At 47.8% G+C, this 23,083-nt stretch carries 18 protein-coding genes; 12 read left to right on the plus strand and 6 right to left on the minus strand.

The window, feature by feature from the left end:
- Window positions 1–212 precede the first annotated feature (212 nt).
- The 9 genes from GO003_RS13985 (at window position 213) to ureG (ending at window position 8,180) form a co-directional block, all read left to right on the plus strand.
- Window positions 213–800 (plus strand): HupE/UreJ family protein, encoded by a 588-nt coding sequence (locus tag GO003_RS13985; RefSeq protein ID WP_159652763.1) that lies wholly within the window; start codon window positions 213–215, stop codon window positions 798–800.
- Window positions 793–1,635: an urease accessory protein UreD gene (locus GO003_RS13990; protein ID WP_159652765.1), complete on the plus strand. Its 843-nt coding sequence runs from the start codon at window positions 793–795 to the stop codon at window positions 1,633–1,635. Before GO003_RS13985 ends, GO003_RS13990 begins: the two co-directional genes overlap by 8 nt.
- A gap of 106 nt (window positions 1,636–1,741) precedes the next feature.
- Window positions 1,742–2,044 (plus strand): urease subunit gamma, encoded by a 303-nt coding sequence (gene ureA / locus GO003_RS13995; protein WP_159652768.1) that lies wholly within the window; start codon window positions 1,742–1,744, stop codon window positions 2,042–2,044.
- 12 nt (window positions 2,045–2,056) lie between these two features.
- Complete coding sequence (locus tag GO003_RS14000) at window positions 2,057–2,377, plus strand: urease subunit beta (protein WP_159652770.1); 321 nt, start codon at window positions 2,057–2,059, stop codon at window positions 2,375–2,377.
- Window positions 2,370–4,073: an urease subunit alpha gene (gene ureC, locus GO003_RS14005; RefSeq protein WP_159652772.1), complete on the plus strand. Its 1,704-nt coding sequence runs from the start codon at window positions 2,370–2,372 to the stop codon at window positions 4,071–4,073. The genes GO003_RS14000 and ureC overlap by 8 nt, the downstream gene beginning before the upstream one ends.
- A 549-nt stretch (window positions 4,074–4,622) precedes the next feature.
- Complete coding sequence (locus tag GO003_RS14010; RefSeq protein WP_159652774.1) at window positions 4,623–6,023, plus strand: KAP family P-loop NTPase fold protein; 1,401 nt, start codon at window positions 4,623–4,625, stop codon at window positions 6,021–6,023.
- Between the two features lie 412 nt (window positions 6,024–6,435).
- Window positions 6,436–6,867: an urease accessory protein UreE gene (gene ureE / locus GO003_RS14015; RefSeq protein WP_159652776.1), complete on the plus strand. Its 432-nt coding sequence runs from the start codon at window positions 6,436–6,438 to the stop codon at window positions 6,865–6,867.
- Entirely contained in the window at window positions 6,857–7,531 is a 675-nt protein-coding gene (locus GO003_RS14020) for an urease accessory protein UreF (protein ID WP_159652796.1), read from the plus strand. The genes ureE and GO003_RS14020 overlap by 11 nt, the downstream gene beginning before the upstream one ends.
- A gap of 37 nt (window positions 7,532–7,568) precedes the next feature.
- The gene (gene ureG, locus GO003_RS14025) at window positions 7,569–8,180 is read left to right on the plus strand and encodes an urease accessory protein UreG (RefSeq protein ID WP_159652778.1); all 612 of its coding nucleotides are present in this window, start codon (window positions 7,569–7,571) and stop codon (window positions 8,178–8,180) included.
- Window positions 8,181–8,292: 112 nt separating this feature from the next.
- On the opposite strand, the gene ppdK is transcribed toward ureG, so the two are convergent.
- The 3 genes from ppdK to GO003_RS14040 all read right to left on the minus strand — a co-directional run bounded on the left by ppdK (window position 8,293) and on the right by GO003_RS14040 (window position 13,328).
- The gene (gene ppdK / locus GO003_RS14030) at window positions 8,293–11,040 is read right to left on the minus strand and encodes a pyruvate, phosphate dikinase (protein WP_159652780.1); all 2,748 of its coding nucleotides are present in this window, start codon (window positions 11,038–11,040) and stop codon (window positions 8,293–8,295) included.
- Window positions 11,041–11,217: 177 nt separating this feature from the next.
- On the minus strand, window positions 11,218–12,150 hold the full coding sequence (locus GO003_RS14035; RefSeq protein WP_159652782.1) for a histone deacetylase family protein: 933 nt from the start codon (window positions 12,148–12,150) through the stop codon (window positions 11,218–11,220).
- 101 nt (window positions 12,151–12,251) lie between these two features.
- Window positions 12,252–13,328, minus strand: coding sequence for an alpha/beta hydrolase (locus tag GO003_RS14040; RefSeq protein ID WP_231088994.1), 1,077 nt, complete (start codon window positions 13,326–13,328; stop codon window positions 12,252–12,254).
- An 814-nt stretch (window positions 13,329–14,142) separates the two neighbouring features.
- On the opposite strand from GO003_RS14040, the gene GO003_RS14045 reads away from it, so the two are divergent.
- Together GO003_RS14045 and GO003_RS14050 are read left to right on the plus strand one after the other, a co-directional pair.
- On the plus strand, window positions 14,143–15,246 hold the full coding sequence (locus GO003_RS14045; protein ID WP_159652786.1) for a L,D-transpeptidase family protein: 1,104 nt from the start codon (window positions 14,143–14,145) through the stop codon (window positions 15,244–15,246).
- A 182-nt stretch (window positions 15,247–15,428) separates the two neighbouring features.
- Window positions 15,429–18,608 (plus strand): hypothetical protein, encoded by a 3,180-nt coding sequence (locus GO003_RS14050; RefSeq protein WP_231088995.1) that lies wholly within the window; start codon window positions 15,429–15,431, stop codon window positions 18,606–18,608.
- Between the two features lie 18 nt (window positions 18,609–18,626).
- Here the strand turns inward: GO003_RS14050 and GO003_RS14055 are convergent, their stop codons facing one another.
- Complete coding sequence (locus tag GO003_RS14055; RefSeq protein WP_159658540.1) at window positions 18,627–20,018, minus strand: glycoside hydrolase family 30 protein; 1,392 nt, start codon at window positions 20,016–20,018, stop codon at window positions 18,627–18,629.
- Between the two features lie 312 nt (window positions 20,019–20,330).
- Between GO003_RS14055 and GO003_RS14060 the strand changes: the two genes are divergently transcribed.
- Window positions 20,331–20,672 (plus strand): zinc ribbon domain-containing protein YjdM, encoded by a 342-nt coding sequence (locus GO003_RS14060; protein ID WP_159658541.1) that lies wholly within the window; start codon window positions 20,331–20,333, stop codon window positions 20,670–20,672.
- Window positions 20,673–20,753: 81 nt separating this feature from the next.
- Here the strand turns inward: GO003_RS14060 and GO003_RS14065 are convergent, their stop codons facing one another.
- Both GO003_RS14065 and GO003_RS14070 read right to left on the minus strand, forming a co-directional pair.
- The gene (locus GO003_RS14065) at window positions 20,754–21,482 is read right to left on the minus strand and encodes a response regulator transcription factor (RefSeq protein WP_159658542.1); all 729 of its coding nucleotides are present in this window, start codon (window positions 21,480–21,482) and stop codon (window positions 20,754–20,756) included.
- On the minus strand, window positions 21,463–23,082 hold the full coding sequence (locus GO003_RS14070) for a sensor histidine kinase (protein WP_159658543.1): 1,620 nt from the start codon (window positions 23,080–23,082) through the stop codon (window positions 21,463–21,465). Before GO003_RS14070 ends, GO003_RS14065 begins: the two co-directional genes overlap by 20 nt.
- Between the last annotated feature and the right edge of the window lies 1 nt (window position 23,083).

Consider the following 23,083-nt stretch of genomic DNA (forward strand, 5'->3'; position numbering starts at 1 on the left):
ATCGCCAACCATAATCTGCACGGAGCATTACCTTTGCTTTGTTGCTTTTCTGAAAGCAGGTTATGACTCATCAGTTAAGATTTTATCTTGTTGAAATGATGATCTGACAGCGAATTGATATACCATAACAGGTGTGCCGGATGTTTTTATCATCCGGACTTTCAGATGCGACATCCTGTGTTTAACCTGTTTTTGATCCACGAGGTGAATCTATGAAATTGAAATTGACTGAAACTTCGGCGCTCGCCGTGCTGTTTCTTTTACCATTATCCGTATCTGCGCATACCGGCTTGAGTGTGGTTCATGATTTTGAACAGGGATTCGGGCATCCATTTTCCGGTGCGGATCATCTTTTGGTGATGTTTGCGATTGGACTCTGGGCAACTTCCCAGCATGGCCGTTCAATATGGGTTTTGCCGCTGGTCTTCCTGTCGGTGATGGCAGCAGGTGCCTTGCTTGCTTTTTCGGGTATGCCTTTGATGGTTCCGGAAATCTGGATTGCTCTGTCAGTATTGGCTTGTGGTGTGATCGTCTGGCGCAATTGGCAGACAAAACTGGTTTGGGCGGCTGCTTTGACAGGGCTTTTTGCTTTGAGTCATGGCTATGTTCATGCCGCAGAGATCAGTGCTGACGCCGACAAAATAGGCTATGCGGCAGGTTTCTTAATCGCAACGGCCGTTTTACATGGCTTGGGATTACTGACCTGTCTGTTAAGCCCCGGTTTGTTGAAATTTGCCAGAACAGGTTTGGGTTTGATGTACACAGTGGTCGGCGTCACGTTATTGGTGGCGGGTGTTTGATTCGGGCTATGTTTCAGCCAGCCAGCCTTCCGGTTCTGGCTGGCAGGCCGAGTTAGCACTGGTTTTTGAACGGACGAAGGACAGAACGGTGTTGTCCGGCCGCAAATACAAAGGCCCTTTAACGGTACAACGACCTTTTTATCCTGAAGGTGATGCGTGCCATGTTTACGTGCTGCACCCTCCGGGCGGCGTCGTTGCAGGAGACAGGCTGACTATCGATGTTGACGTTAAGGCAGGCAGCCATGCTCTGATCACGACACCGGCAGCTGGAAAGTTCTACCGCAGTGAGGGTGATTTTGCACGGCAGTCGTTTAATTTGTCAGTCGCCAAAGGCGCCTGTCTGGAATGGCTACCGCAGGAAACCATTATCTATGAAGGCGCGCGTCTGTCTTCCGGGATTGCGATCAATCTGGAACCCGGTTCGAAAATGATTGCCTGGGAAATCAATGTATTGGGCCGGCCCGCTGCCAGAGAGGCTTTTACCAGCGGTGAAGCCGATTTACAGTGGCGTATTTTTCGTGATCACCAGCCTTTTTTTCTGGAACGTTCACGCCTGGATGCAAAGGCATTTGCAGCCCGATGGGGGCTCAACGGCCAGTCTGCCTGCGGTATTATGGTTGCCGGTCCTGCCTCAGCGCAAGCACTGGCAGGCGTGCAGGCGTTAATAGGAGATGATCCTGACCGGGGCGTTACCCGAATTGATGATATGCTGATTTGCAGAGCCATAGACGCCCGAGCGGATTTGTTACGATTGTTTTTTAACCGGGTTTGGGCATTGATTCGTCCTGACGTTACCGGAAAACCGGTGTGCTCTCCACGCATCTGGGCGACCTGAGTTATGATTTAAATCTAACCGGTTCAAGAGCATCAGTTGACAGTCCTCATCCGTTATCTAACTTCAATTATCACCATTAATCCAGGCCATAGCGACAGGTATCACTATGCAATTAACACCACGCGAAAAAGACAAGCTGCTCATTTTTACTGCAGCCTTATTAGCTGAACGCCGAAAGGCGCGGGGCTTGAAACTCAATTATCCGGAAACGGTCGCTTTTATTTCTGCCGCCATTATGGAAGGTGCGCGAGATGGCCGGACTGTCGCGGAACTGATGGAATTCGGCAGAACGCTGCTGAACCGTGATGATGTCATGGAAGGGGTTTGCGAGATGCTGCCCGATGTTCAGGTTGAAGCCACGTTTCCGGACGGAACCAAATTAGTTACCGTTCATAATCCCATTGAATAAATAGGTTACGCCATGATTCCCGGTGAAATCATCACAGCTGACGGCGATATCGAACTGAACGCCGGACGAAAAACCATCCGTTTAATCATCTCCAATACCGGGGACCGGCCAATACAGGTCGGTTCGCATTATCATTTTTACGAAACCAATCCGGCTTTGACTTTTGATAGAGCCAAAGCACTGGGGTTTCGTCTGGATATTCCGGCCGGCACTGCAGTCCGTTTTGAGCCCGGTCAAGAGCGTGAGGTTCAACTCACTGCTTTTGGCGGTTTGCGCAGAATCTACGGATTTCGTCAGGAAGTCATGGGCATATTGGAGGACAGTCATGAGTAAAATAAGCCGTCAGGCCTATGCCGATATGTTTGGGCCGACTACCGGAGACAAAGTTCGTCTGGCCGATACCGGGCTGTTTTTGGAAGTTGAAGACGACCGCACGATTTATGGGGATGAAGTCAAATTCGGCGGCGGCAAAGTCATACGAGACGGCATGGGGCAAAGTCAGGTTGATTCATCGATAGCGATGGATCTGGTGATTACCAATGCCTTGATTGTCGATTATTGGGGCATCATAAAAGCGGATGTCGGCGTCAAAAACGGCCGTATCGCGGGGATAGGCAAAGCAGGCAATCCCGATGTGCAGGATGGTGTCGATATCATCATCGGACCCGGTACCGAAATAATCGCCGGAGAAGGGCAGATACTAACGGCGGGTGGTATCGATGCACATATCCATTTTATTTGTCCGCAACAAATAGAGGAAGCACTGATGTCCGGCGTGACCACAATGATAGGCGGCGGCACCGGGCCTGCGACCGGCACCAACGCGACAACCTGCACGCCGGGTCCCTGGAACATTCACCGCATGCTGCAGTCGCTTGACGGTTTGCCGATGAATTTCGGCTTGCTCGGCAAAGGTAATGCCAGCTTGCCCGGCGCGCTGGAAGAACAGATCCGAGCCGGCGTGATGGGCTTGAAACTTCATGAGGATTGGGGTACCACGCCTGCGGCCATCGATTGCTGTTTATCGGTGGCTGAACGCTTCGATGTTCAGGTGGCCATTCACACCGACACCTTAAACGAATCCGGTTTTGTCGAGGATACGTTCGCCGCGTTCAAAGGCCGGACTATCCATACTTATCATACCGAAGGGGCCGGTGGCGGCCATGCTCCGGATATCATTAGAGCTTGCGGTCAGGGCAATGTGTTGCCGTCTTCGACCAATCCGACCCGGCCTTATACCATTAATACCGTGGATGAGCATTTGGATATGCTGATGGTCTGTCACCATCTTGATCCGGGCATTCCCGAAGATGTAGCATTCGCCGAGTCGCGCATTCGCCGCGAAACTATTGCTGCTGAGGATATTCTGCATGATTTGGGCGCATTTTCGATGATTTCATCCGATTCTCAAGCCATGGGCCGGGTCGGTGAAGTGGTTATTCGCACCTGGCAGACTGCACATAAAATGAAAGCTCAGCGCGGCAGTCTGGCGGAAGATAACGGGAAAAATGATAATTTTCGTATCAAACGTTATATCGCCAAATATACGATCAACCCGGCGATCAGTCATGGCATTGCTCATGAAGTCGGCTCAATCGAAGTGGGAAAGCTGGCTGATTTGGTGCTTTGGCAACCGGCATTTTTCGGTGTCAAACCCAGTCTGATTTTAAAAGGCGGATTCATTGCGGCGGCGCCCATGGGTGACCCCAATGCCTCAATCCCGACACCGCAGCCGGTTCATTACCGCCCCATGTTCGGATCTTTAGGGGATGCTGCGGCAGCTACATCAATGATCTTCTTGCCTGAAGCTGCCGTTGATGCGGATGTGGCCAGTGCCTTAAAGCTGAAAAAAATCATTGGGATCGTATCGGGCACCCGGACGATCGGCAAAAAGGATTTAATCCACAATCATTATCAACCTGTGATGGAAGTCGATCCCCAAACCTATTCCGTTCGGGCTGACGGAATGCTGTTGACTTGTGAACCTGTTGATATTCTACCCATGGCACAACGGTATTTTTTGTTTTGATTGCGGAATAACGGGAGTAAACCCGTTGCTGGGAATTGGTAGAGATCAAAATGAATAAGTTGTAGGATGCTGCCGACGCTAGGAGGCGCATCGTTCGTGTTGAAGGGTAGTTGTTGACTTGTGAGAAGGTGTCACTATTGTGACGGCTGTTTTAATGTCGGTTCTCGGACCGACAACCGAGGTACTTTCTTTTGCGTCGCCAAAAGAAAGTACCCAAAGAAAAGGCGACCCGGATTCCGCCTTAATCCTGCGCTTCTTACTTTTGCTGAGGGTTTTCAGAAGGGGCTTCCTTGCCCCTCTGAAAACGAGCGGCATCCCTGCCGCTCCCCTAACGGGCTATTCTCGCCAAAAGCTGCGATGCTCGGGGCGGCATCATGGGAATAACCCCGTCGCAGGCTGAAAATCTGTTAGTGATTTTGCGAGTTAGATTACGTGAATATGTTGTACGATGCTGCCGACGACATGAGGCGCATCGTTCGCGATCGATGCGCTTCACTATGTTCAGCACATCCTACGAACTGGTCTATTTACACATTATTAATTAAAGCCATGAATAACTTGATTGAATGGGACGGGGATTTTCTACAAAGAAGAAAATACGCTTTGTTTCTTACAAATTATCTTGAAAACAAAAATACTTCTGAAGTTATAAATATCAACGGCCCTTGGGGTTCTGGTAAGACATTTTTTTTACAAAAATGGTTTGACGATATTAAGGAAACCCATCCTGCTGTCTATTTCAATGCGTGGCAAAATGACTACAGTAACGAACCCTTAATTTCCCTTATTTCTTGTTTAATTAGCCATTTGATTTCATTAGATGACAATATCAAGCACAAACAAGCAAGTAAGAACTTCCTAAAAAAATCAGGCGATATTATAAGAAAACTATCCCCAACAATTGTAAAAGGGATACTTAAGAAATATATTGGCGAGAACGGACTAAGCGAGCTTTCTAAAATTGGGGAAGAGACCGAAGATACATTAACTGATCTATCCAGTGAGTTGACCGAGGCTCTCATAAAAAGCCATGAACAAACCACAGCAGTAATTGAGGATTTCAAAAAATCGATTTCATCACTTTTAGATGAATTAACTAAATCCAAGAATTTAAAGAAACCCTTATTTATATTCATTGACGAACTTGATAGATGCAGGCCTATTTTTGCAATTGATCTATTAGAAAAAATTAAACACATTTTCGATATAGATAATGTTATTTTTGTAATTGCAACTGATACTACTCAACTAAGTCACTCTGTTAAAGCCATATATGGTCATGAATTTAATGGCGAAATTTATTTAAGAAGATTCTTTGATCAAATTTATACACTACCAAAACCGGATAGTGTAAGTTTTATAACCATGCTTTTTTCTGACTACAAACAAATTGCCAATTATTTTCAGTATAGAGTTAATGCTAGTGGCGGCTCTCACCATCATGGTAAAAATACAAAAACTCTTGTTTGCCTCCAAAATACTAATTCTGAGAAAATTTTAATTTTTTCTTTATTTTCCAATTCCTTTGGTCTTGATTTACGAACATGCAAGCAATGCTTTGAAAGATTTAAAGCTATTGAAAGTTCATTTCTTGATAAAACTGTTGATGTACATTTTGACTTTCTTATATTTCTAATAATGCTTGATGCAAAATATCCATCCCATTTTGAAAAATTCTTTTCTGATAGAAATAATCAAGATATTTTAAACGAAATAGGAAGCGCAAAATACAACATAAGAGTTTACACAAACTACTATACAGCAGCTGAATTGATTAATATTTATATTCAAAATTTATTTATATCTCATGAAGAAGTTAGAAATTATTTAAACTCTCTTGATTATGATTCTAATGAATTTAAAATTAATTTAATTTCCAGTCTTATTACCAACTTTAAATCCATCCTGCAATATCAAAACATTGTGAAAATGGCTAATGCTCTTGAATAACTCAAGAGGTTATAGGCTGGTTTTTATTATTACTCAACTAAAATTGTTTTCGATTGAGTGAGAGTGGGTTTCCCGTTATTCCGCCCCGAGCATCTCAGTTTTTGGCGGGATCAGCCCGTTAGGGGAGCGGCAGGGATGCCGCTCGTTTTCAGAGGGGCTGGGAAGCCCCTTCTGAAAACCCTCGTCAAAAGCGAGAAGCGCAGGATTAAGGAGGAATCCGGGTCGCCTTTTCTTTGGGTACTTTCTTTTGGCGACGCAAAAGAAAGTACCTCGGCTGTCGGTCCGAGAACCGACATTAAAAGAATCGTCGCGATAGCGACACGATAACAGCGAAGGCGAATATTTAGTCTGAGTCATTAATGTTCGGTTACGGCTATCGCCCAACCCAACAAACACAACAATCAAAGAAACAATGTTAAAACTCACCGAAACCACTACAACAAATGAACAACCCGACGATACCCTGACTCTCCCCTACGATGCCCGCCAAAAATCGAGACAGCCTGCGGTCACTCAAGGTGGAAGACACGTCGGCGTATTTTTGCCACGCGGACACACCCTGCGCCACGGCGCGATATTGACCAACAGTCAGGGCTTTAAAGTGCGAGTGGACGCGGCTCCGGAAGAGCTGTCGGTCGTTAAATGCGAAGATCCTTTGTTGTTGGCAAGAGCCTGCTACCACCTCGGTAACCGTCATATTGCGTTGCAAATCCTGCCAAATGAATTGCGTTTTTTGGCCGATCATGTACTCGATCAAATGCTGGTCGGCTTGGGTTTGGCCGTTGAACACCAAACCCTCCCTTTTGAACCTGAAGCCGGCGCTTATCATGGTCATGGGCACTGATATTGCGCTGCTAAGATTGCTGCAATTGGTCAGTCCGGGCTTGCCCATCGGCATGTACAGCTATTCGCAGGGGATGGAAAGTGCTGTGACCGACGGTTGGGTAGTCACTGATGTTGACGCGGCTGCCTGGTTAACGGGTCTGCTTGTTGAGGGCTTAGCCCGCGTCGATGCACCCATTTTGGCGCGTTTATACGATGCCTGGCAACACGATGACCGTCATGCCGTCGACCACTGGAGCCAGGCGCTGATTGCTTGCCGGGAAACGGCCGAGTTGCGCAGTGAAGATCGCCAAACCGGCCAAGCTTTGGCCCGTTTGTTGGACAAGCTGGAAATCGTCGAAGCGCAAGCCTGGTTGCGGCGTCCTGATGCGACGCTTGCGACATTATTCAGTTTGGCGGCAGTACGTTGGCAAATTACCAAAACCGATGCGATTGCCGGCTATCTGTGGGGCTGGCTGGAAAACCAGGTACTGTGCGCGGTGAAATTGGTGCCGCTAGGCCAAGTGTCGGGTCAAAAATTACTGATGCAATTGGCCGCTCAACTTCCTGAGTTGGTGCAGCAGGCAATCACCATCCACGATGACGAAATAGGCGGTAGCGTGTTTGGGTTAGCGTTGGCCAGTAGTCGTCATGAAATGCAATATTCGCGATTATTCCGTTCCTGAAATTATTTAAATCCAACGTTTTACCGAGAGACATAAAATGAATGACAAACAAGTATTAAGAGTAGGCATAGGCGGCCCGGTGGGTTCCGGTAAAACGGCGTTGGTTGATGCGTTGTGTAAAAAAATGCGCGACAACTTTGAGATCGGTGTCGTGACAAACGATATTTACACGCGTGAAGATCAGCAATTTTTAATTCGCAGTCAGGCCTTGCCGGAAGACCGGATCATGGGCGTGGAAACCGGCGGTTGTCCTCATACGGCAATCCGCGAAGACGCCTCCATGAATCTTGCTGCTGTTGAAGAATTATGCGAACGCTGGGGCAACCTTGATTTTGTTATGGTCGAGAGTGGCGGCGATAATCTGAGTGCGACATTCAGTCCCGAGCTGGCTGATCTGACACTTTATGTGATTGATGTGTCGGCAGGCGACAAAATTCCCCGGAAAGGCGGGCCGGGCATTACCCGTTCCGATTTACTGGTGATCAACAAAATCGATCTCGCGCCTTATGTCGGAGCGTCGCTCGAAGTTATGGACCGGGATGCCAAAAAAATGCGCGGCGAACGACCTTTCATATTTACCAATCTGAAAACCGGCCATGGCCTTGCCGATGTGGAAGCCTTTATTATCAAAGCGGGCATGTTGAGCTGATTTGAGAGTGAGAGAGCTCTAACTTGGCCTGTCGAAGTTAGCGTTATGAGATTCAAAGAGGCAGGGCGAGTCGATGCTCGCCCTGTTATAAGTGGATAGATGCTATCGGTGATTAACCAATAGTGTATTCATTTTCCAAAAGCTTGGCGTGTGCTGCAGCCAATCGAGCAATGGGTATACGAGGTGCCGAGCAGGAAACGTAATCCAGTTTGATGTGATGGCAGAAACGGATGGATTCAGGATGTCCGCCTTGTTCACCACAAATGCCGATTTTCATATCAGGACGCGTTTTACGGCCTGCTAATGCCGTCATTTGCATCAATTGACCCACACCTTTTGCATCGAGTACTTCGAAAGGATTGTCTTCCAGTAATCCTGTTTCGTTGTAGAGTGGCAAAAATTTGTTTTCAGCATCTTCCCGCGAGAACGAAAAGGTAGCCTGGGTCAAGTCATTGGTGCCAAACGAGAAAAACTCGGCAACATCAGCCAGTTGCCCTGCACGGGTGCAGGCTCTGACCGTTTCTATCATTGTGCCGAATTTGAAATCCAGTGATATACCGTATTGGCTTTCCACTTCCTGTTGAATCTGGTCTACGTATTTCTTGACTTGAATCAATTCCTGAACGGTGATGACCTGAGGCACCATGATTTGCGGCAAGATGGACTTGCGTTGCTTGGTGCAGATTGCGGCCGCTTCCAAAATCGAGCGGATCTGCATTTGGTAAATTTCCGGATACGACATGCCCAGACGAACACCGCGATGACCCAGCATCGGGTTTACCTCATACAGTTCCCTGACTTTTTTCAGCATCAATTCTTTTTTGGCAATCGCCTTATTGATGAGTTCTTCATTCAGTTGATTAAACGGCGCGGGTAACAAGCTGCCTTCACCCAGTGTATCAAGAGTAACTTGTTGGCCCCTGATCATGGTTTTATAAGTGTTAAGCGCCTGGATTTCCTCTTCGAGTTGATGTTCGCCCGGCAAAAATTCATGCATGGGCGGATCCAACAAGCGAACAGTAACCGGGTAGGGTGACATGGCCTCGAACAATTCCCGGAAATCATCTCTTTGAATCGGGAATAGTTTTTCCAGTGCTTCCTGACGTTCCTCTTTCGTGTTGGCGAGGATCATGTCAATCACCAGCGGCAGTCGGTCGGAGGCATTGAACATCCGTTCAGTCCGGCACAAGCCAATGCCGGTTGCGCCGTAACTGGCTGCTAACTGGGCACGTTCCGGTGTATCGACGTTAGCATGGACTTTTATGACAGCATATTCATCGGCCCACGCTAACAGGGTTTTCAGGTCTTCAGAGAATTTGGGTTCAATGGTGTCAATGCGTCCCAGATAAATCAGACCGGAACTTCCGTCAATAGTGATTGTGTCGCCTTCGCGAATATGGATGTCACCAATGACGGCGAGACGGGCGCGCACATCAATTTTAATATCTTCAGCGCCCGCTACACAGGCCTTGCCCATGCCTCTGGCGACTACTGCGGCGTGTGACGTTTTACCGCCACGGCTGGTCAATATGCCTTGTGAAGCAAAAAAGCCGTGGATGTCTTCCGGTTTTGTTTCTTCTCTGAGCAAAATAACGGCTTGTCCTGAGCGACCTAAAATTTCCGCCGAGTCAGCATCGAATACGCATTTGCCGCAAGCCGCGCCGGGTGAAGCAGGTAAGCCTTGAGCTACCGAAGGAATTTTGTTGTTGGGGTCCAGCTGAGGGTGAAGCAATTGCTCCAGCAACTCAGGGTTGATCCGCAGTAACGCTTTTTCTTTGCTGATCAGACCTTCCGCTACCATATCGACGGATGTTTTGACCATTGCCGCAGCATTCATTTTGCCGTTACGGGTCTGCAGGCAATATAAAACGCCGCGTTCGATAGTGTATTCGTAATCCTGAACCTCTTTGTAATGTGATTCAAGTTTGTTGCGCAGATCCACCAACTGGCGGAAGATCTCCGGCATCTCATTAGATAATTCTTGCACCGGCTTGGGTGTGCGAATGCCGGCAACAACGTCTTCGCCTTGGGCGTTTACCAGGTACTCGCCGTACATTTCATTGACGCCTGTGCCGGGGTTGCGCGTAAATCCGACGCCGGTCGCGCAATCGTTACCCATGTTGCCGAACACCATGGTCACGACATTGACAGCGGTACCGTTGGCCATTTTAGGCGTGATATGGAACTCGCGGCGGTAATCGACAGCACGTTTACCCATCCAGGAGTTGAATACGGCTTTGATAGACAGTTCCAGCTGTTCGTAAACATCTTCAGGAAAAGGTCTGCCGGTTTCTTCTAGCACAACCTGTAAAAATAATTCACTGATCTGGCGTAAATGTTCAGCGTCCAGGCCGACATCGGCTTTGATGCCGGCTTGTCTTTTGATTTCGGCAAAATGATGATCGAATTTTTCATCGTCTATTCCTAATGCAACCTTGCCGAATAATTGAATGAAACGGCGATAGGCGTCATAGGCAAAACGGGTGTCGCCGGTGTGCTCGATCAAGCCGTTTAAGGTTTGTTTGTTCAGTCCCAGGTTCAAGATGGTATCCATCATGCCGGGCATGGAAATCGCTGACCCGGATCGGACCGATACCAGTAATGGATTTTCGCTGTCGCCAAACTTTTTATCGCTTAGCTTTTCAATTTCAGCAATATTGGTGCGTACTTCATCCATTAACCCTTCAGGTAATTGATGATTTTGCAGATAGTCCAGGCAGGCATCTGTAGTGATTACAAAGCCGGGGGGTACATTAAGACCAATTTGCGTCATTTCGCAAAGATTTGCACCCTTGCCGCCCAGAAGCACCTTGTTTTTACCGTCGCCTTTTTGAAAGGCGTATATGTATTGTGCAGTCATGATAGTTCCCAATAAGAGCGGATAAAAATGAAACCATTATAGTCTTATGGGTAATTAAAGTCTCTCGCTACAAGGTGCTGTTTTAGTCATTATTTGTGTCAGCGTGTCGTGAAATAGACGGATACTGTTTTCTAGACTCCAGGTTGCGGTTGTCTGTAGGTTTGTCTATTGCCAATCTTAAGCTTCCAGCAGGGTCTTGACATGGATTGCGACACTGGCAGCCAAGGCATTCAAATTGTAACCGCCTTCCAGTGCGGACACGATTTTACCGCCGGCATAGTGTTTGGCTATGCCGATCAATTCCTGGGTTACCCAGCGATAGTCGTCTTCAACCAGTTCTATCGATGCCAGGGGGTCGTCTTTATGGGCATCGAATCCGGCGGATATCATTAAAAGCTGCGGCTTGAAATGGTGCAGGGCCGGAAAAATAATACGCTTGTATTTTTCTCTGAACACGGCGCCCGTTGTGCCAGAATCCAGTGGGACATTGACAATATTGCCTACCCCGGTTTCTGACGGATGTCCGGTGCCCGGATAGTGCGGCATTTGATGACTGGACGCATAGAGAACGGCGGGTTGTTTTAAAAAGGCCGTTTGTGTGCCGTTTCCGTGATGTACGTCGAAATCAACAATTGCGATGCGTTCCAACTGATAAAAAGTCCGGGCGTATTCAGCGGCGATGGCTATGTTATTAAATAAACAAAAGCCCATGGCTTCATCCGGTTCGGCATGGTGGCCGGGAGGTCTGATGGCGCAAAAAGCATTGTTGGCTTTATCGGTGCAGACCTTATCAATTGCGTCGCAAACAGCTCCTACCGCTCTTAATACGGCGTTAGTAGATGACGGCGAAACAGCGGTGTCAGGGTCCAGGTTGTTTCGACCGGGTTGAGATAATGCATTAAATACTGAGGCTATCAATTTTTGACTGTGAATTAACGCAATTTTATCTTTGATGTCAGCCAATAACGGGGGCTCTGTCCGAATTAATGCATCAAATGAGGGTGCAGCCAGGGCATTTTCAATAGCCCGGATACGGTCCGCACATTCGGGATGCCCTGGACCTGAATCGTGCGCCAAAAAGTCAGGATGACTGTAATACAGTGTGGTCATAAAAGTCCTTAAAAAGTTAAAGGTACTTGATTATTCAGCGTTGGGTTGGCTATCGCCAACCTCAACCTACGTTGAATTCTTTGCCGATTTTGCCGGGCCTATCAGCAGCAAGACCATTTTTCTGTTGAAGACAGGGACCCGGGTAAATGGATCCAGCTGGCTATATCCTGCCAAACGGTGGGCGCCTGTAAATCTCTCAGCAACATGTGATAGCCGTTTTGATAGATTTTAACCGTCTTATTTTGCGGGTGCAGTGTGTGCAGCGCTTTAAGAAATTTGAAAGTAGGTTCCTGGGGAATAACTTCGTCTTTTTGTCCATACAATACCAGCGTATGCGCATCAATATGACGTGCACTTAAAAATGCTATATCCATTAAATCGGCTAAGCCGTGTAAGGCATCGACGCGGGTTTTTTTAATAACTAAAGGATCCCGGCCTAAGGCTCTCAGCATTTCAACATTATCTGAGGGTTTGATTTCCAGGCCTTCTCCTGTTAGCGTCAGCCAGGGCATCGTGCGAGATAAAGTCGACAGCAGGGCAGTTTGATACCAGGGCATAGTTGAACGTGCCCATACTGCCGGTGCGGATAAGATTATGCCGTCCACGCTGGCAGTAGTTCGCGTGACCGTAGCGATGACAATTGCTCCGCCCATGCTTTCGCCCAGTAAATATACGGGCAGGTGAGGGTGCTTTTGCTTGATAAGATCAATAAAAAGGGCCAGATCTTGGGTATATTCACTGACGCCACCCCAGAGGCCGCGTCTTGGGCTTGCACCAAAACCTCTTTGATCATAGGCATAACAGGCTATGCCTTGTGCACTGAGATAAGTACCGGCATCTTCAAAAAAATGACTGTAATCGTTAAAACCATGAACGGCGATGAGAATCGCATCTGCATTCCCCGTTTTAGGTTGCCATTGCCTGACTGGCAGCGAGGCGCCGTCGGGTGTTATAAACCAGTCATTGATCAGCTGTGCCGGTAAAACGTTTGGATGAGTTGTATAGTTAACCGGAGCGCAACCTGATGAAGCATTCAGTGCCAAGCCCATCAATATCCATCGCGGGAATAAGCGGAAATTGCAGTCAAACCTTAACTTTAAAAAGCGCGCGTAAAAATATTTTAACCAGGGGCTTATTCTAGGTGTTTCAATTTTCCGGTTATGCATGGTGTCGGGCATATCAGTTGCAGGATCTTTCTTGATAAAGTGGGGTCATACTGACGCGATGAGCTGTTAAAAAAATATATCATTGATAGTCAAAATTTAATCGGCAATTAAAAAATTTCCTAATTACGTATGACTTTCAGCGGAATGGATGGCCCTTCAAACAGCCGTCATACCGGCATGGATTGCCGGTATCCAGTGTACACGGATGTACCGATCCTTTTGTGAGTGGAGTGATTCCCTGCTCGCATCCATGCAGTTTGGACCCCGGCAATCCATGCCGGGGCGACGCCACCTTTAGAACTCATAGGATCACATTATTTCAGTTTTGGCTGAAGCTTATACGTAATCAGGAAAAATTTTAAAAGTTTTAATGATTTAAGTAATATTCGTTGTTTGAAAGTTACATTTTGTTGTTAAAATGTTAACTAAAATATTTCGTAGCTTAATGTTGATTTAAGCTAAGTCTGAATAGTTTTTATTGACCTATTTTTTAAAGTGTTCGACCATTTATCCTATAGATAGTTTTGTTCAGTTAGCATTCAGTTATTTACTGGAATCGTAGGGTTAAACTATAACCGTCCACATCAGTAATAATGTTAATAAAACCTGCTAACATGAATTTGTTACAGCAAGTCTGTTTAAAGAGCTGATCAGTGACGGATTCAAGGTTAATTTGTTGAAAATATTTAGTTTAGGTTGGGTTGCATGCTTTTCGCAACTCAACAACTAAGGCGCCGATAAATAGTTACAATTTGTTTAACTCATTAAAGTCACGGTCAATAAGATTACCGCCCATTTGTTTTTTGTATTTGAGAAGTTTATAGCAATGAAATCGCATCTTTTGTTAGCCCTGTTGGTTTTAGGTTTTGCCGATAGCAGTATTGCAGCAACCTATCCATGGCCTGAAATTCCAGGTGATACCGTCGTCGTCGAACATCCGGACGGCTTTCCTTTAACGCGTGCAGAAAGCGACGAAACGCTTTTGGATATTGCCCGGCGTTTTTCATTGGGACAAACGGAAATCGTCAGACTCAATCAGGATCTGGATCGCTGGTTAGTGAAAAAAGATGAAGTTGTGCGTCTGCCTAACCGGAGAGTTTTACCTGATACTCCGCATGAAGGCATCGTGCTGAATATCTCGGAATACAGAATGTATTTTTATCCTCCTGCCCAATCCGGGATGCCGCGACAAGTGATGTCCTTCGCCCATGGGGTCGGAAGGCAAGACTGGAAAACGCCGTTGGGTTTAACCAAAGTTGCAAAGAAAGTAAAAGACCCTTCCTGGCATCCACCAGAATCGATCCGCAGAGAACATGCCGCAATGGGAGATCCATTGCCTGAAGTCGTTCCTCCTGGGCCTCACAACCCTCTAGGGGCCTACGCCTTGCACCTTGCTCTCCCAGGTGAATACCGTATTCACGGTACCGATATCGATAAAATCTTTGGGATTGGCATGCAGATTACGCACGGATGTGTTCGTATGTATCCTGAGGATATCGAACAACTGTATAACCTGGTACCAGTAGGTACGCCCGTGAGAATTGTGCAACAACAGATCAAGGCAGGTTGGCTGGACAATCGGCTTTTTATTGAAGTTCACCCCGATCTGGAGGGTGGGGAAACAACTTATAATCAACGCTATGAATCGGCGATGACGGTAATTGCCAACGCGAACAACGGGCAAGTACCTCCCGAGTTCAATAAGGACGTTTTGAAAAAAGCGCTGACCGATCAGGACGGCGATCCGGTAGCTATCTATGAAAGATTACCACCAATGCCTGAGTTTGAAGAAGACATAGGATTGAAAGAAGCGGCGGCCCCAGCAGCACCTGTGCAAAAAACGCCTCCGGCTTCACCTTTACCCAAAGCATCTTCTTCAGGCTACTATCAAGGGCCGCCGGTAGCACGAAAAACTTCCGGCTCATTCTGATCAAAAGCCGCTCTTCTTTTTGCCGGATGAGCGGCTTTTTTGTGTCTGCAAATTATGAATTTCGGCGATCTGCCAACGAGCGATTTTTTCAGTATGAAAGTAGTAAAATTCCAAAAGAGTTAATGACTTTGCTCTACGCTTAAAACCGCCGATTCAATACCCAACTCAAATGGTGCTCCTCCATGATCCAGCACAACGATGCCTGCAGCGGCGATAATTGTTTCATAATTGATCAATACAATGACTGTCCGCCATTCGCCAGTTTTTTGCCAGGCATCGCCGGAGTCATGGGGCGTCCTGCCTGGGTTTTTTATGCCAACCGGGGCCAGGCCGTGGCCAGTTTTGGGGTGCGTAATAAGGATGGGGCCTTCCTGGAATTTTTCCCAGCCGACAAGGCGTATCAACTTACGCCATCCCGAGGTTTTCGGACCTTCCTCAAGATTATTGATTCTGATCAGATCCTGACCCACGAACCTTTCCAGCGCAATGCGGATGCGGGAGCCGAGATTCGCCAACGTCTTTATGTCACCCCTCATGAAGTTGGGGTGGAAGAGCTTAATCCGCATTTGGGACTGAGCATTCGAGCCGATATGTTCACGTTACCCGAAGCTTCGGTGGCGGGTTTAGTGAGGCGGGTCACCGTTGTCAATACGTCCTCACAGGTCAGACAAATTGAGATTGTCGATGGTTTGCCGCAAGTGTTGCCCTATGGTCTCAATCAATGGCTGGTTAAGTTCATGAGCCGGACCTCGGAAGCTTTTATGCGGGTAGAGGATGTTGATGAAAATAGGCCTTTTTACCGGCTGAAAGTATGGCCAACGGACAGTCCCCAGGTGGAACCTGTCATAGCAGGTAATTTTTTTGCCGGTTTTTTTTATGGCCGGCGCACGCGTGTGTTGGTGGACGCAGAGAGAATCTTCGGATTGGCCGGCGATTTTTCCATCCCTGAACGCTTTTTTGCCGGTGAAAGCCTGGATTTCCAGCGTCAGGTGACGGGTAATCAAACGCCTTCAGCTTTCCAGGTCTTGACGCTTAAACTCCAGCCGGGAGAAAGCCAAGTTTTCTATGGACTTTACGGTCAGGCAACTTCAAAGACTGTATTTAAGCAATTTCTTGAAGAGACGGATAAAACCGTTTATTTCGAGGAGAAGCGGGAAACTAATCGCCGATTGGTCGAAGACATCACTCAAAAGGCATTCACCGCAACCGCCAAACCGATGTTCGATGCCCATGTCGGACAGAGTTATCTCGACAATGGTCTGCGTGGCGGATTTCCCAAGGATGTGCCGGGCGGCGCGCAGCTGTATTTGTTCGGCCGCAAGCACGGCGATCTGGAACGCGATTACAACGATTTTCTATTGCAGGACACACCTTTTTCGGAAGGCAACGGTGATTTCCGGGATGTACTGCAAAACCGGCGCATGGATTTATTTTTCGATCCCGCTCTGGATGCCAAAAACATCCGCTATTTCTTCAACCTGATTCAGCCGGACGGCTACAACCCCTGTTCTTTAAGAAATTCACGATTTGCCGTGGAGGCCCCGCAAGCCTTAGCACATTATTTTGCCCGATTCACCGGTCTGGAAGAACTGCTGTCTAAAGAGTTTAAATACGCGCAGCTTTGGCAACTACTTGAATCCGCTACTGAAAACCCGGAACCGGTTATCAGGGATATTTTGGTGATCGCTCAGGAAGTCGAAGATGCTGAATTCGACCGGGGCTATTGGTCAGATCACTGGACGTATTTAGTGGATTTGCTCATCAGTTACGCGGCAATTTTTCCGGATAGGCTGGCACGCCTGTTCGATGAGAAAACCTACACCTTTTTTGATCCTACTCATTTTGTGCTGCCGCGTTCCCAGAAATACAAGGTGACTCCGCGAGGCGTTCGCCAATACGGAGCGGTGCAGGATCGCCCTGACAAAATGGCTTTGATCAATTCCCGCAACCGGCGCCGTTTTCAAGTCCGGTCCCGATATGGACTGGGTGAGGTTGTTTACACCACATTGTTAGGAAAAATCCTCACTCTGATCGCTAACAAGCTGTCGTCCCTGGACCCGTTTGGCGTGGGGATAGAAATGGAGGCAGATCGACCCGGTTGGTGCGATGCCTTGAACGGCCTACCCGGCATTTTAGGTTCTTCGGTAAATGAAACGATTGAACTCAAGCGTCTGGTGGACTTTAGTATCAAGGCTTTGGCCGGTGTTCAGGGTGACTGTGCTATTCCAGCGGAACTGGCTGATTTTGTGACTGAGCTGAACCTGCTTTTACAGAATCCGTCGTTGTCGCCTGATCTGTTCTGGCAGGAAAGTGGAGCGCTTAAAGAAGCCTATAGAGAAAAGGTATTCATGGGCTTTGAGGGTCAAGAAAGCGTCATTGCGGTCACCTCGGTGCATGAATTTTTAGGGACAGTGTCTGGCTACCTGGATGCGGCCATTAATAAAGCCCGAATTTCCGAAGGCATCATTACCTATTTCGCCTATGAAGCTGAGCAGTACCAGAAACTTGAAGACGGCAGGGTGGTTGTAACGCGCTTTCGTCAAAAGGCGCAGCCGTTGTTTCTGGAAGGCTTTGTTCATGCTCTGCGGATCGCCGAACCGGATGAAGCGCGATCATTATTTGATGCAGTGCAAAACTCAGAACTTTTCGATAAAAAGTTGGGTATGTACCGCGTCAATGAGCCATTGGGCGATAATGCGCTGGACTTGGGTCGTATCGGCGTTTTTAACTATGGCTGGTTGGAAAACGGTTCTATATTCCTGCACATGCACTACAAGTTTGTATTGGAAATGGTGCGCTCCGGGTTAATCGGGGAATTTTACCGGAATATTGACAAACTGCTGGTGGCTTTTCGTGACCCTGCAGAATACGGACGCAACCCGATTGAAAACTCCAGCTTTCTGGTCAGCAGCGGTTTTGCCATTGACCCGCGCCAACACGGCAGGGGCTGCGTTGCTCGTCTTTCGGGCTCCACGGTAGAGTTTTTACACCTTTGGACTCATCTTTTTCTTGGTCCTCAACCTTTTGTCTGCGAGACCGGCAATTTGCTGTTCAAACCCGCGCCCTTCCTGTCTAAGGCGTTCTTCTCAATGACGGAGCAATCTGCCAATCCTTTCGGTTTTGAAGAAACCTTGCCGGCCGATAGCGCGGCTTGCGCATTTTTGGGAACAACCTTGTTGGTCTTCATCAACCCTGCGCGCCAGGACACCTTTGGTGATGATGCCGTTAGACCCTGCCGATATCAATTACATAGTCGCGACGGCAGCATGCAAACGGTGGAAGGCCGGGATCTGAAGGGACAAACCGCTGAAGCGCTGCGTCTGGGGCAATTTCGCAGGGTCGATGTGACACTTGAGCGTTGAATACTTGATGAAAAGAGTTTAAACCGCGGGCCAGACATAAGTTGCCACCGACCTTGCCGGTAGCGAGGCGAAGGCATTTTTCCCTTTAAATTGAATGGTAAAAGAGAGCGGGTCCGCTCCGTCATTGAGTGCGATCAGGACGATTTGACCAGCGGGGGTAAGCAATGCCGTATTGGGCAAGGACGCCTGCGCATCGGAATAAATCCTCACCGAGCCGGGGCGAACAAATTTTGATGCATGAGCAATGACATAATAGGCGACGTTGCGTGTAATCTCTTCGCCCAGAGTCAACGCACCGACACAGCGGGCTTCACCACCTGACGTATGGGGACCGCAAAAAGGATCGGAGGCCAGATTCCATTCCAGCACGATACGGCTCCAGTTATTCAGGGAACCGATCAGGACATTTTTAACATGCCACAGCAAATCACCACCAAACTCGCCGTCAGATCCTACCCATTGCTCGGTGAAATACAGCTTCATTTCGGGATAGGCCTGATGCATCTCGGAGAGAACCGAAATATCCCCGCCATACAGATGCCAGGCCGATCCTGATAAATACCGGCGTGCATCGTCATCGGCAAAAACCGCCAATGGATACTCTTTTACATCGCAGTTGTGATCCCAGCAAAACAGTTCAACTTCGCCCAATCCAGCTTCCTGTAAAGCAGGCCCCAGATGGTTTTTGATGAAGTCGGCCTGTTCTAGGGCTTCCATGATCATGCTGGGTTCGTTTTTTTGATTCAGGGGTTCATTTTGCGGGGTAATGGCATGGAGGGTGATGCCTTTTTCCCGCATTGCTTGCAAGTATTTGACCAGATATGCGGCATAAACCGCGTAGCAATCCGGTCTCAGTTTTCCGCCTGTGTAACGCGGGTTGGTCTTCATCCAGGTGGGTGCAGACCACGCCGTGACAATGATTCTGATATCGGGGTTGATAGACAGAATGTCTTGCAACAACGGAATGACTTCTATGTCTCCCGCCTCTAAATCGAAATGGGCAAGATCAAAGTCGGATTGTCCATCCGGCATATCGTCATAGGAGAAACAGCATTCACTTAGATCCGATGCACCGATACTAAGGCGCAGAAAGCTAATGCCGATACCGTCGCCCGCAGGCAAAAACAATTCCTCTAATAATGCGCGCTTGTCATCAAGCGGCAAGCGACTGATGAGCAAGGCGCTGCCCCCCGTCAAAGAAAATCCGAAGCCCTCAATAGCCTGATACTGTTGACCGCTGTCAACCGTTATCACCGGGAGGCCGTTGGCATCTTCATTGACAAAATTCAGCCCCATAGCCTGTCTTTGAAACAAGCGGGTTTGATCAGCGCAGGTCAGCCAAACTGCTAAAGAAGGCGCATTCTCTGCATCAGTTAGAGAAAGATTATAGGGATTGTTTTTTTCTGCCATGCGAGTCTTTTTGTTAAGGGAAAAACCGGTTTAAAGGGAAGGGTGAATTTATGGCTTTGAATGTCTGTACGAAAAATAGAGTAGCTGTTATTGAATGGCTTTGTAATAAAATAGCAGCCACCTGCTAAGTAAACATGTGCTCTGACTATTTTATGGCTGTGTTTCGGTCTGAGCTTATTGGCTTTGGTACTGAATAGCGGCTGTTCGCTATTCAGTACAGTTAGACAATCCGTCATGCCAAATTTATAGGTTTGCCTGTTGCGCTTAAACCCATAAATGCATTATTTAAATATCAATAAAAAATTAAATTAAATGAGTAAACTACCCAATTGCTCTAAGTGTGGCTCTGAATACACTTACACTGATGGTACGATGTACATTTGCCCCGAATGCGCACACGAATGGCCTCAAGATGCGAATGCCCAAGCTACGGATGAGGGGCGTGTTTTTAAGGACGCAAACGGTAATGTGCTGCAAGACGGTGATACCGTTACGGTTATTAAAGACCTTAAGGTTAAAGGTTCATCCCTGGTTGTCAAAGTAGGTACCAAGGTTAAAAATATCCGGCTGATCGAGGGTGATCATGACATTGATTGTAAAATTGACGGAATTGGGCCGATGCAACTGAAAACAGAGTTTGTGAAAAAGGTTTAATCACGTCGCGTTCGGAGCTGATGCCTATCAATAATCTCGTTCATCATGCTTCGAACGCCTGTATGTTAAGTCATACAATCTTTAAGACGCGTCCATTTTGTAACCGTATCCTCGTACGGTCTGGAGAAGTTTTTGATCATGGCCGTCGTCTATTTTGCGCCGTAATTGGCGTATATAGACATCCACGACGTTCGTTAACGGATCGGCGCTGTAGCCCCAAACCTGTTCCAGAATCCGGGTCCGGCTCAGCACCTTACCCGGCATCCGCATGAAGCATTCCAGCAGGGCAAATTCTTTCGGCGTCAGTTCGATCACCACCCCGTCGCGTTTCACTTCGTGGGTTTCCTGGTTCAATACCAGATCAGCAATTTGCAATTCTTTGGCTTCCGGTTGGATTCCACCTCCGCGGCGGCGCAATAGCGCCTCGATTCTAGCGAGCAGTTCTTCAAAGGCGAAAGGTTTAGTCATATAGTCATCAGCGCCGGAACGAAGGCCTGACACTTTGTCCTGCACCGTGTCTCTGGCTGTCAACATCAGAATGGGGGTGTCGGTACCTTTGTTACGCAAGTGCTCGCAAACTTCCCGGCCATTCAGATCAGGTAAGCCCAGATCCAGGATGATCAACTGAAAATTACCTTCTGTACCCATGACCAGGGCGTCCTGCCCGCAATCGGCCACTTTAACGGTATAGCCTTCTGCCTTTAAGCCGCGCTGCACAAAATCGACAATCCGTTTATCGTCTTCAACCAGCAAGATATGCTTGTATCCGCTATCCAAAGTTTTGCCGGAATTAAGATATCGCTCGTTCATTTGAAAATGTATCCTGTTCTATCGAAACCAGTGGAAGTGAAACTGTAAATAGCGAGCCTGAATTTTCGGTGCTGGACACGCTGATGTGCCCGCCGTGTGCTTTTAAAATCGATCTGGCCATGGGCAAGCCCAGCCCGGAGCCGTCATCTCTTGATTTGAGGGCATTTTTGCTGCGGAATTTGCGGTCGAAAATACGCTCCAAATCTTCTGCCGGTATACCAATTCCCTGATCGCTAAGGCTGAAGTTGGCTTCGTTTTCGTCTGCCCATAGAGTAACCTGAATGTGTCCGCCGGGTTTCGAATATTGGCAGGCATTATCGCCCAGAATAAACAGCACCTGTCTGAGCCGTTGTTTGTCGCCTCTAACCCAGAGCGGTTCATCCGGCGTTGTTAGCGATACGGTAATCGAATTTTCCTGGGCCATTACCTGAAAATCTTCAACAGTACTTGTTATCAATTCAGTCAGATTCAGGTAATCCCACTCAAATTGCAGGTTGGCGGTATCGGCGCGGGCAAGAAACAGCAAGTCATTGACATATTTACCCAGTTGCATGGCCAGCTCAACGATACGTTGCAACGCATCCTTATAATCATCGGCATCGCGTTCGTGCCCCCGCAGAGTCACTTCGGCCTCTCCACGAATCACAGTAATCGGGGTGCGCAGTTCATGGCTGATGTCGGCTAAAAGCTCACGCCGGGCAATGTCCATATGCTTTAATTCTTCATTCAATTGATGCAATTCAAAGGTTCGCTCAGCCACCTTTTTTTCCAGCAGGGCGCGGCCCTCGCGCAGTTTTTGTTGCTGCAGTCCAAATTCCTGTGCCATTTGGTTAAAGTGAGCGGCAAGAAAAGAAAATTCATCATTCGAATCCAGATTAATACGGTAAACCAGATTGCCGGCGGCTATCTCGTCGGTTCCTTTCATCAAGGCTTCTATGGGTTTCTTGACCCCGCGTAGCAACAACACGCCTGAAGTGAGACTGAATAGAGCGGCGAGCGATGAAACCGCAATGGCTATCCAATGCGATTTTGCCACCAAAGCCTCCAGTTCCTGCTTGGCTTTTGCGGCTCTTTCTCGTTCAGCGTTAATGGCGGCATCAATCAGCGGCTGGAATTTTCCGTCTATTTCTTCTTCGGAGAATTTCGACAGCATTTGCAGCGCGAGCTCATGATTACCTTCTTGATGGATGCGTTCGACTTCGTCGAACTGGTATTCGCTGGTTTCCAGAAAAGCGGTGAACCGCGCCACTCTTTCCAGTTCGGCCGATTTATCAAGCCATGTGTCACCTATGTTACCCGCAGATGGTGTGTTTACAACAACCGTTCTCAATTCATCCATGGCATCGTAGAGGCGATCTTTGGACCGTTCCAAACCGGCTTCGGCTATGGGGCTGTCTATAATCAGCCGGTCCATGCGATGTTTGAAATAACGATAAGCTTCCAGCGACAAACGTTCATAGTGGTCGAACGTGTCGTAGGCACTTTGGCTGCGCTGAAAATACAGGGCAACCTGATTGGAACCCCAGTAAAGCGTAACGCCTAGCATTAAAACAAAGCTGAAGGAAAAAACGATGACTATTGCCAGCCGAAAGCGAAACATA

It is taken from the genome of Methylicorpusculum oleiharenae (assembly GCF_009828925.2).
Taxonomy (GTDB): domain Bacteria; phylum Pseudomonadota; class Gammaproteobacteria; order Methylococcales; family Methylomonadaceae; genus Methylicorpusculum; species Methylicorpusculum oleiharenae.

Coding starts and splice junctions, on each gene's coding strand:
- ppdK (WP_159652780.1), bottom strand. CDS start 11,040: ATGACTGCACAATACATATACGCCTTTCAAAAAGGCGACGGTAAAAAC.
- GO003_RS14055 (WP_159658540.1), bottom strand. CDS start 20,018: ATGGCAGAAAAAAACAATCCCTATAATCTTTCTCTAACTGATGCAGAG.
- GO003_RS14035 (WP_159652782.1), bottom strand. CDS start 12,150: ATGACCACACTGTATTACAGTCATCCTGACTTTTTGGCGCACGATTCA.
- GO003_RS14060 (WP_159658541.1), top strand. CDS start 20,331: ATGAGTAAACTACCCAATTGCTCTAAGTGTGGCTCTGAATACACTTAC.
- ureA (WP_159652768.1), top strand. CDS start 1,742: ATGCAATTAACACCACGCGAAAAAGACAAGCTGCTCATTTTTACTGCA.
- GO003_RS14065 (WP_159658542.1), bottom strand. CDS start 21,482: ATGAACGAGCGATATCTTAATTCCGGCAAAACTTTGGATAGCGGATAC.
- GO003_RS14045 (WP_159652786.1), top strand. CDS start 14,143: ATGAAATCGCATCTTTTGTTAGCCCTGTTGGTTTTAGGTTTTGCCGAT.
- GO003_RS14050 (WP_231088995.1), top strand. CDS start 15,429: ATGATCCAGCACAACGATGCCTGCAGCGGCGATAATTGTTTCATAATT.
- GO003_RS14020 (WP_159652796.1), top strand. CDS start 6,857: ATGGGCACTGATATTGCGCTGCTAAGATTGCTGCAATTGGTCAGTCCG.
- GO003_RS14040 (WP_231088994.1), bottom strand. CDS start 13,328: ATGCCCGACACCATGCATAACCGGAAAATTGAAACACCTAGAATAAGC.
- ureE (WP_159652776.1), top strand. CDS start 6,436: ATGTTAAAACTCACCGAAACCACTACAACAAATGAACAACCCGACGAT.
- GO003_RS14070 (WP_159658543.1), bottom strand. CDS start 23,082: ATGTTTCGCTTTCGGCTGGCAATAGTCATCGTTTTTTCCTTCAGCTTT.
- GO003_RS13985 (WP_159652763.1), top strand. CDS start 213: ATGAAATTGAAATTGACTGAAACTTCGGCGCTCGCCGTGCTGTTTCTT.
- ureG (WP_159652778.1), top strand. CDS start 7,569: ATGAATGACAAACAAGTATTAAGAGTAGGCATAGGCGGCCCGGTGGGT.
- GO003_RS14000 (WP_159652770.1), top strand. CDS start 2,057: ATGATTCCCGGTGAAATCATCACAGCTGACGGCGATATCGAACTGAAC.
- ureC (WP_159652772.1), top strand. CDS start 2,370: ATGAGTAAAATAAGCCGTCAGGCCTATGCCGATATGTTTGGGCCGACT.
- GO003_RS14010 (WP_159652774.1), top strand. CDS start 4,623: ATGAATAACTTGATTGAATGGGACGGGGATTTTCTACAAAGAAGAAAA.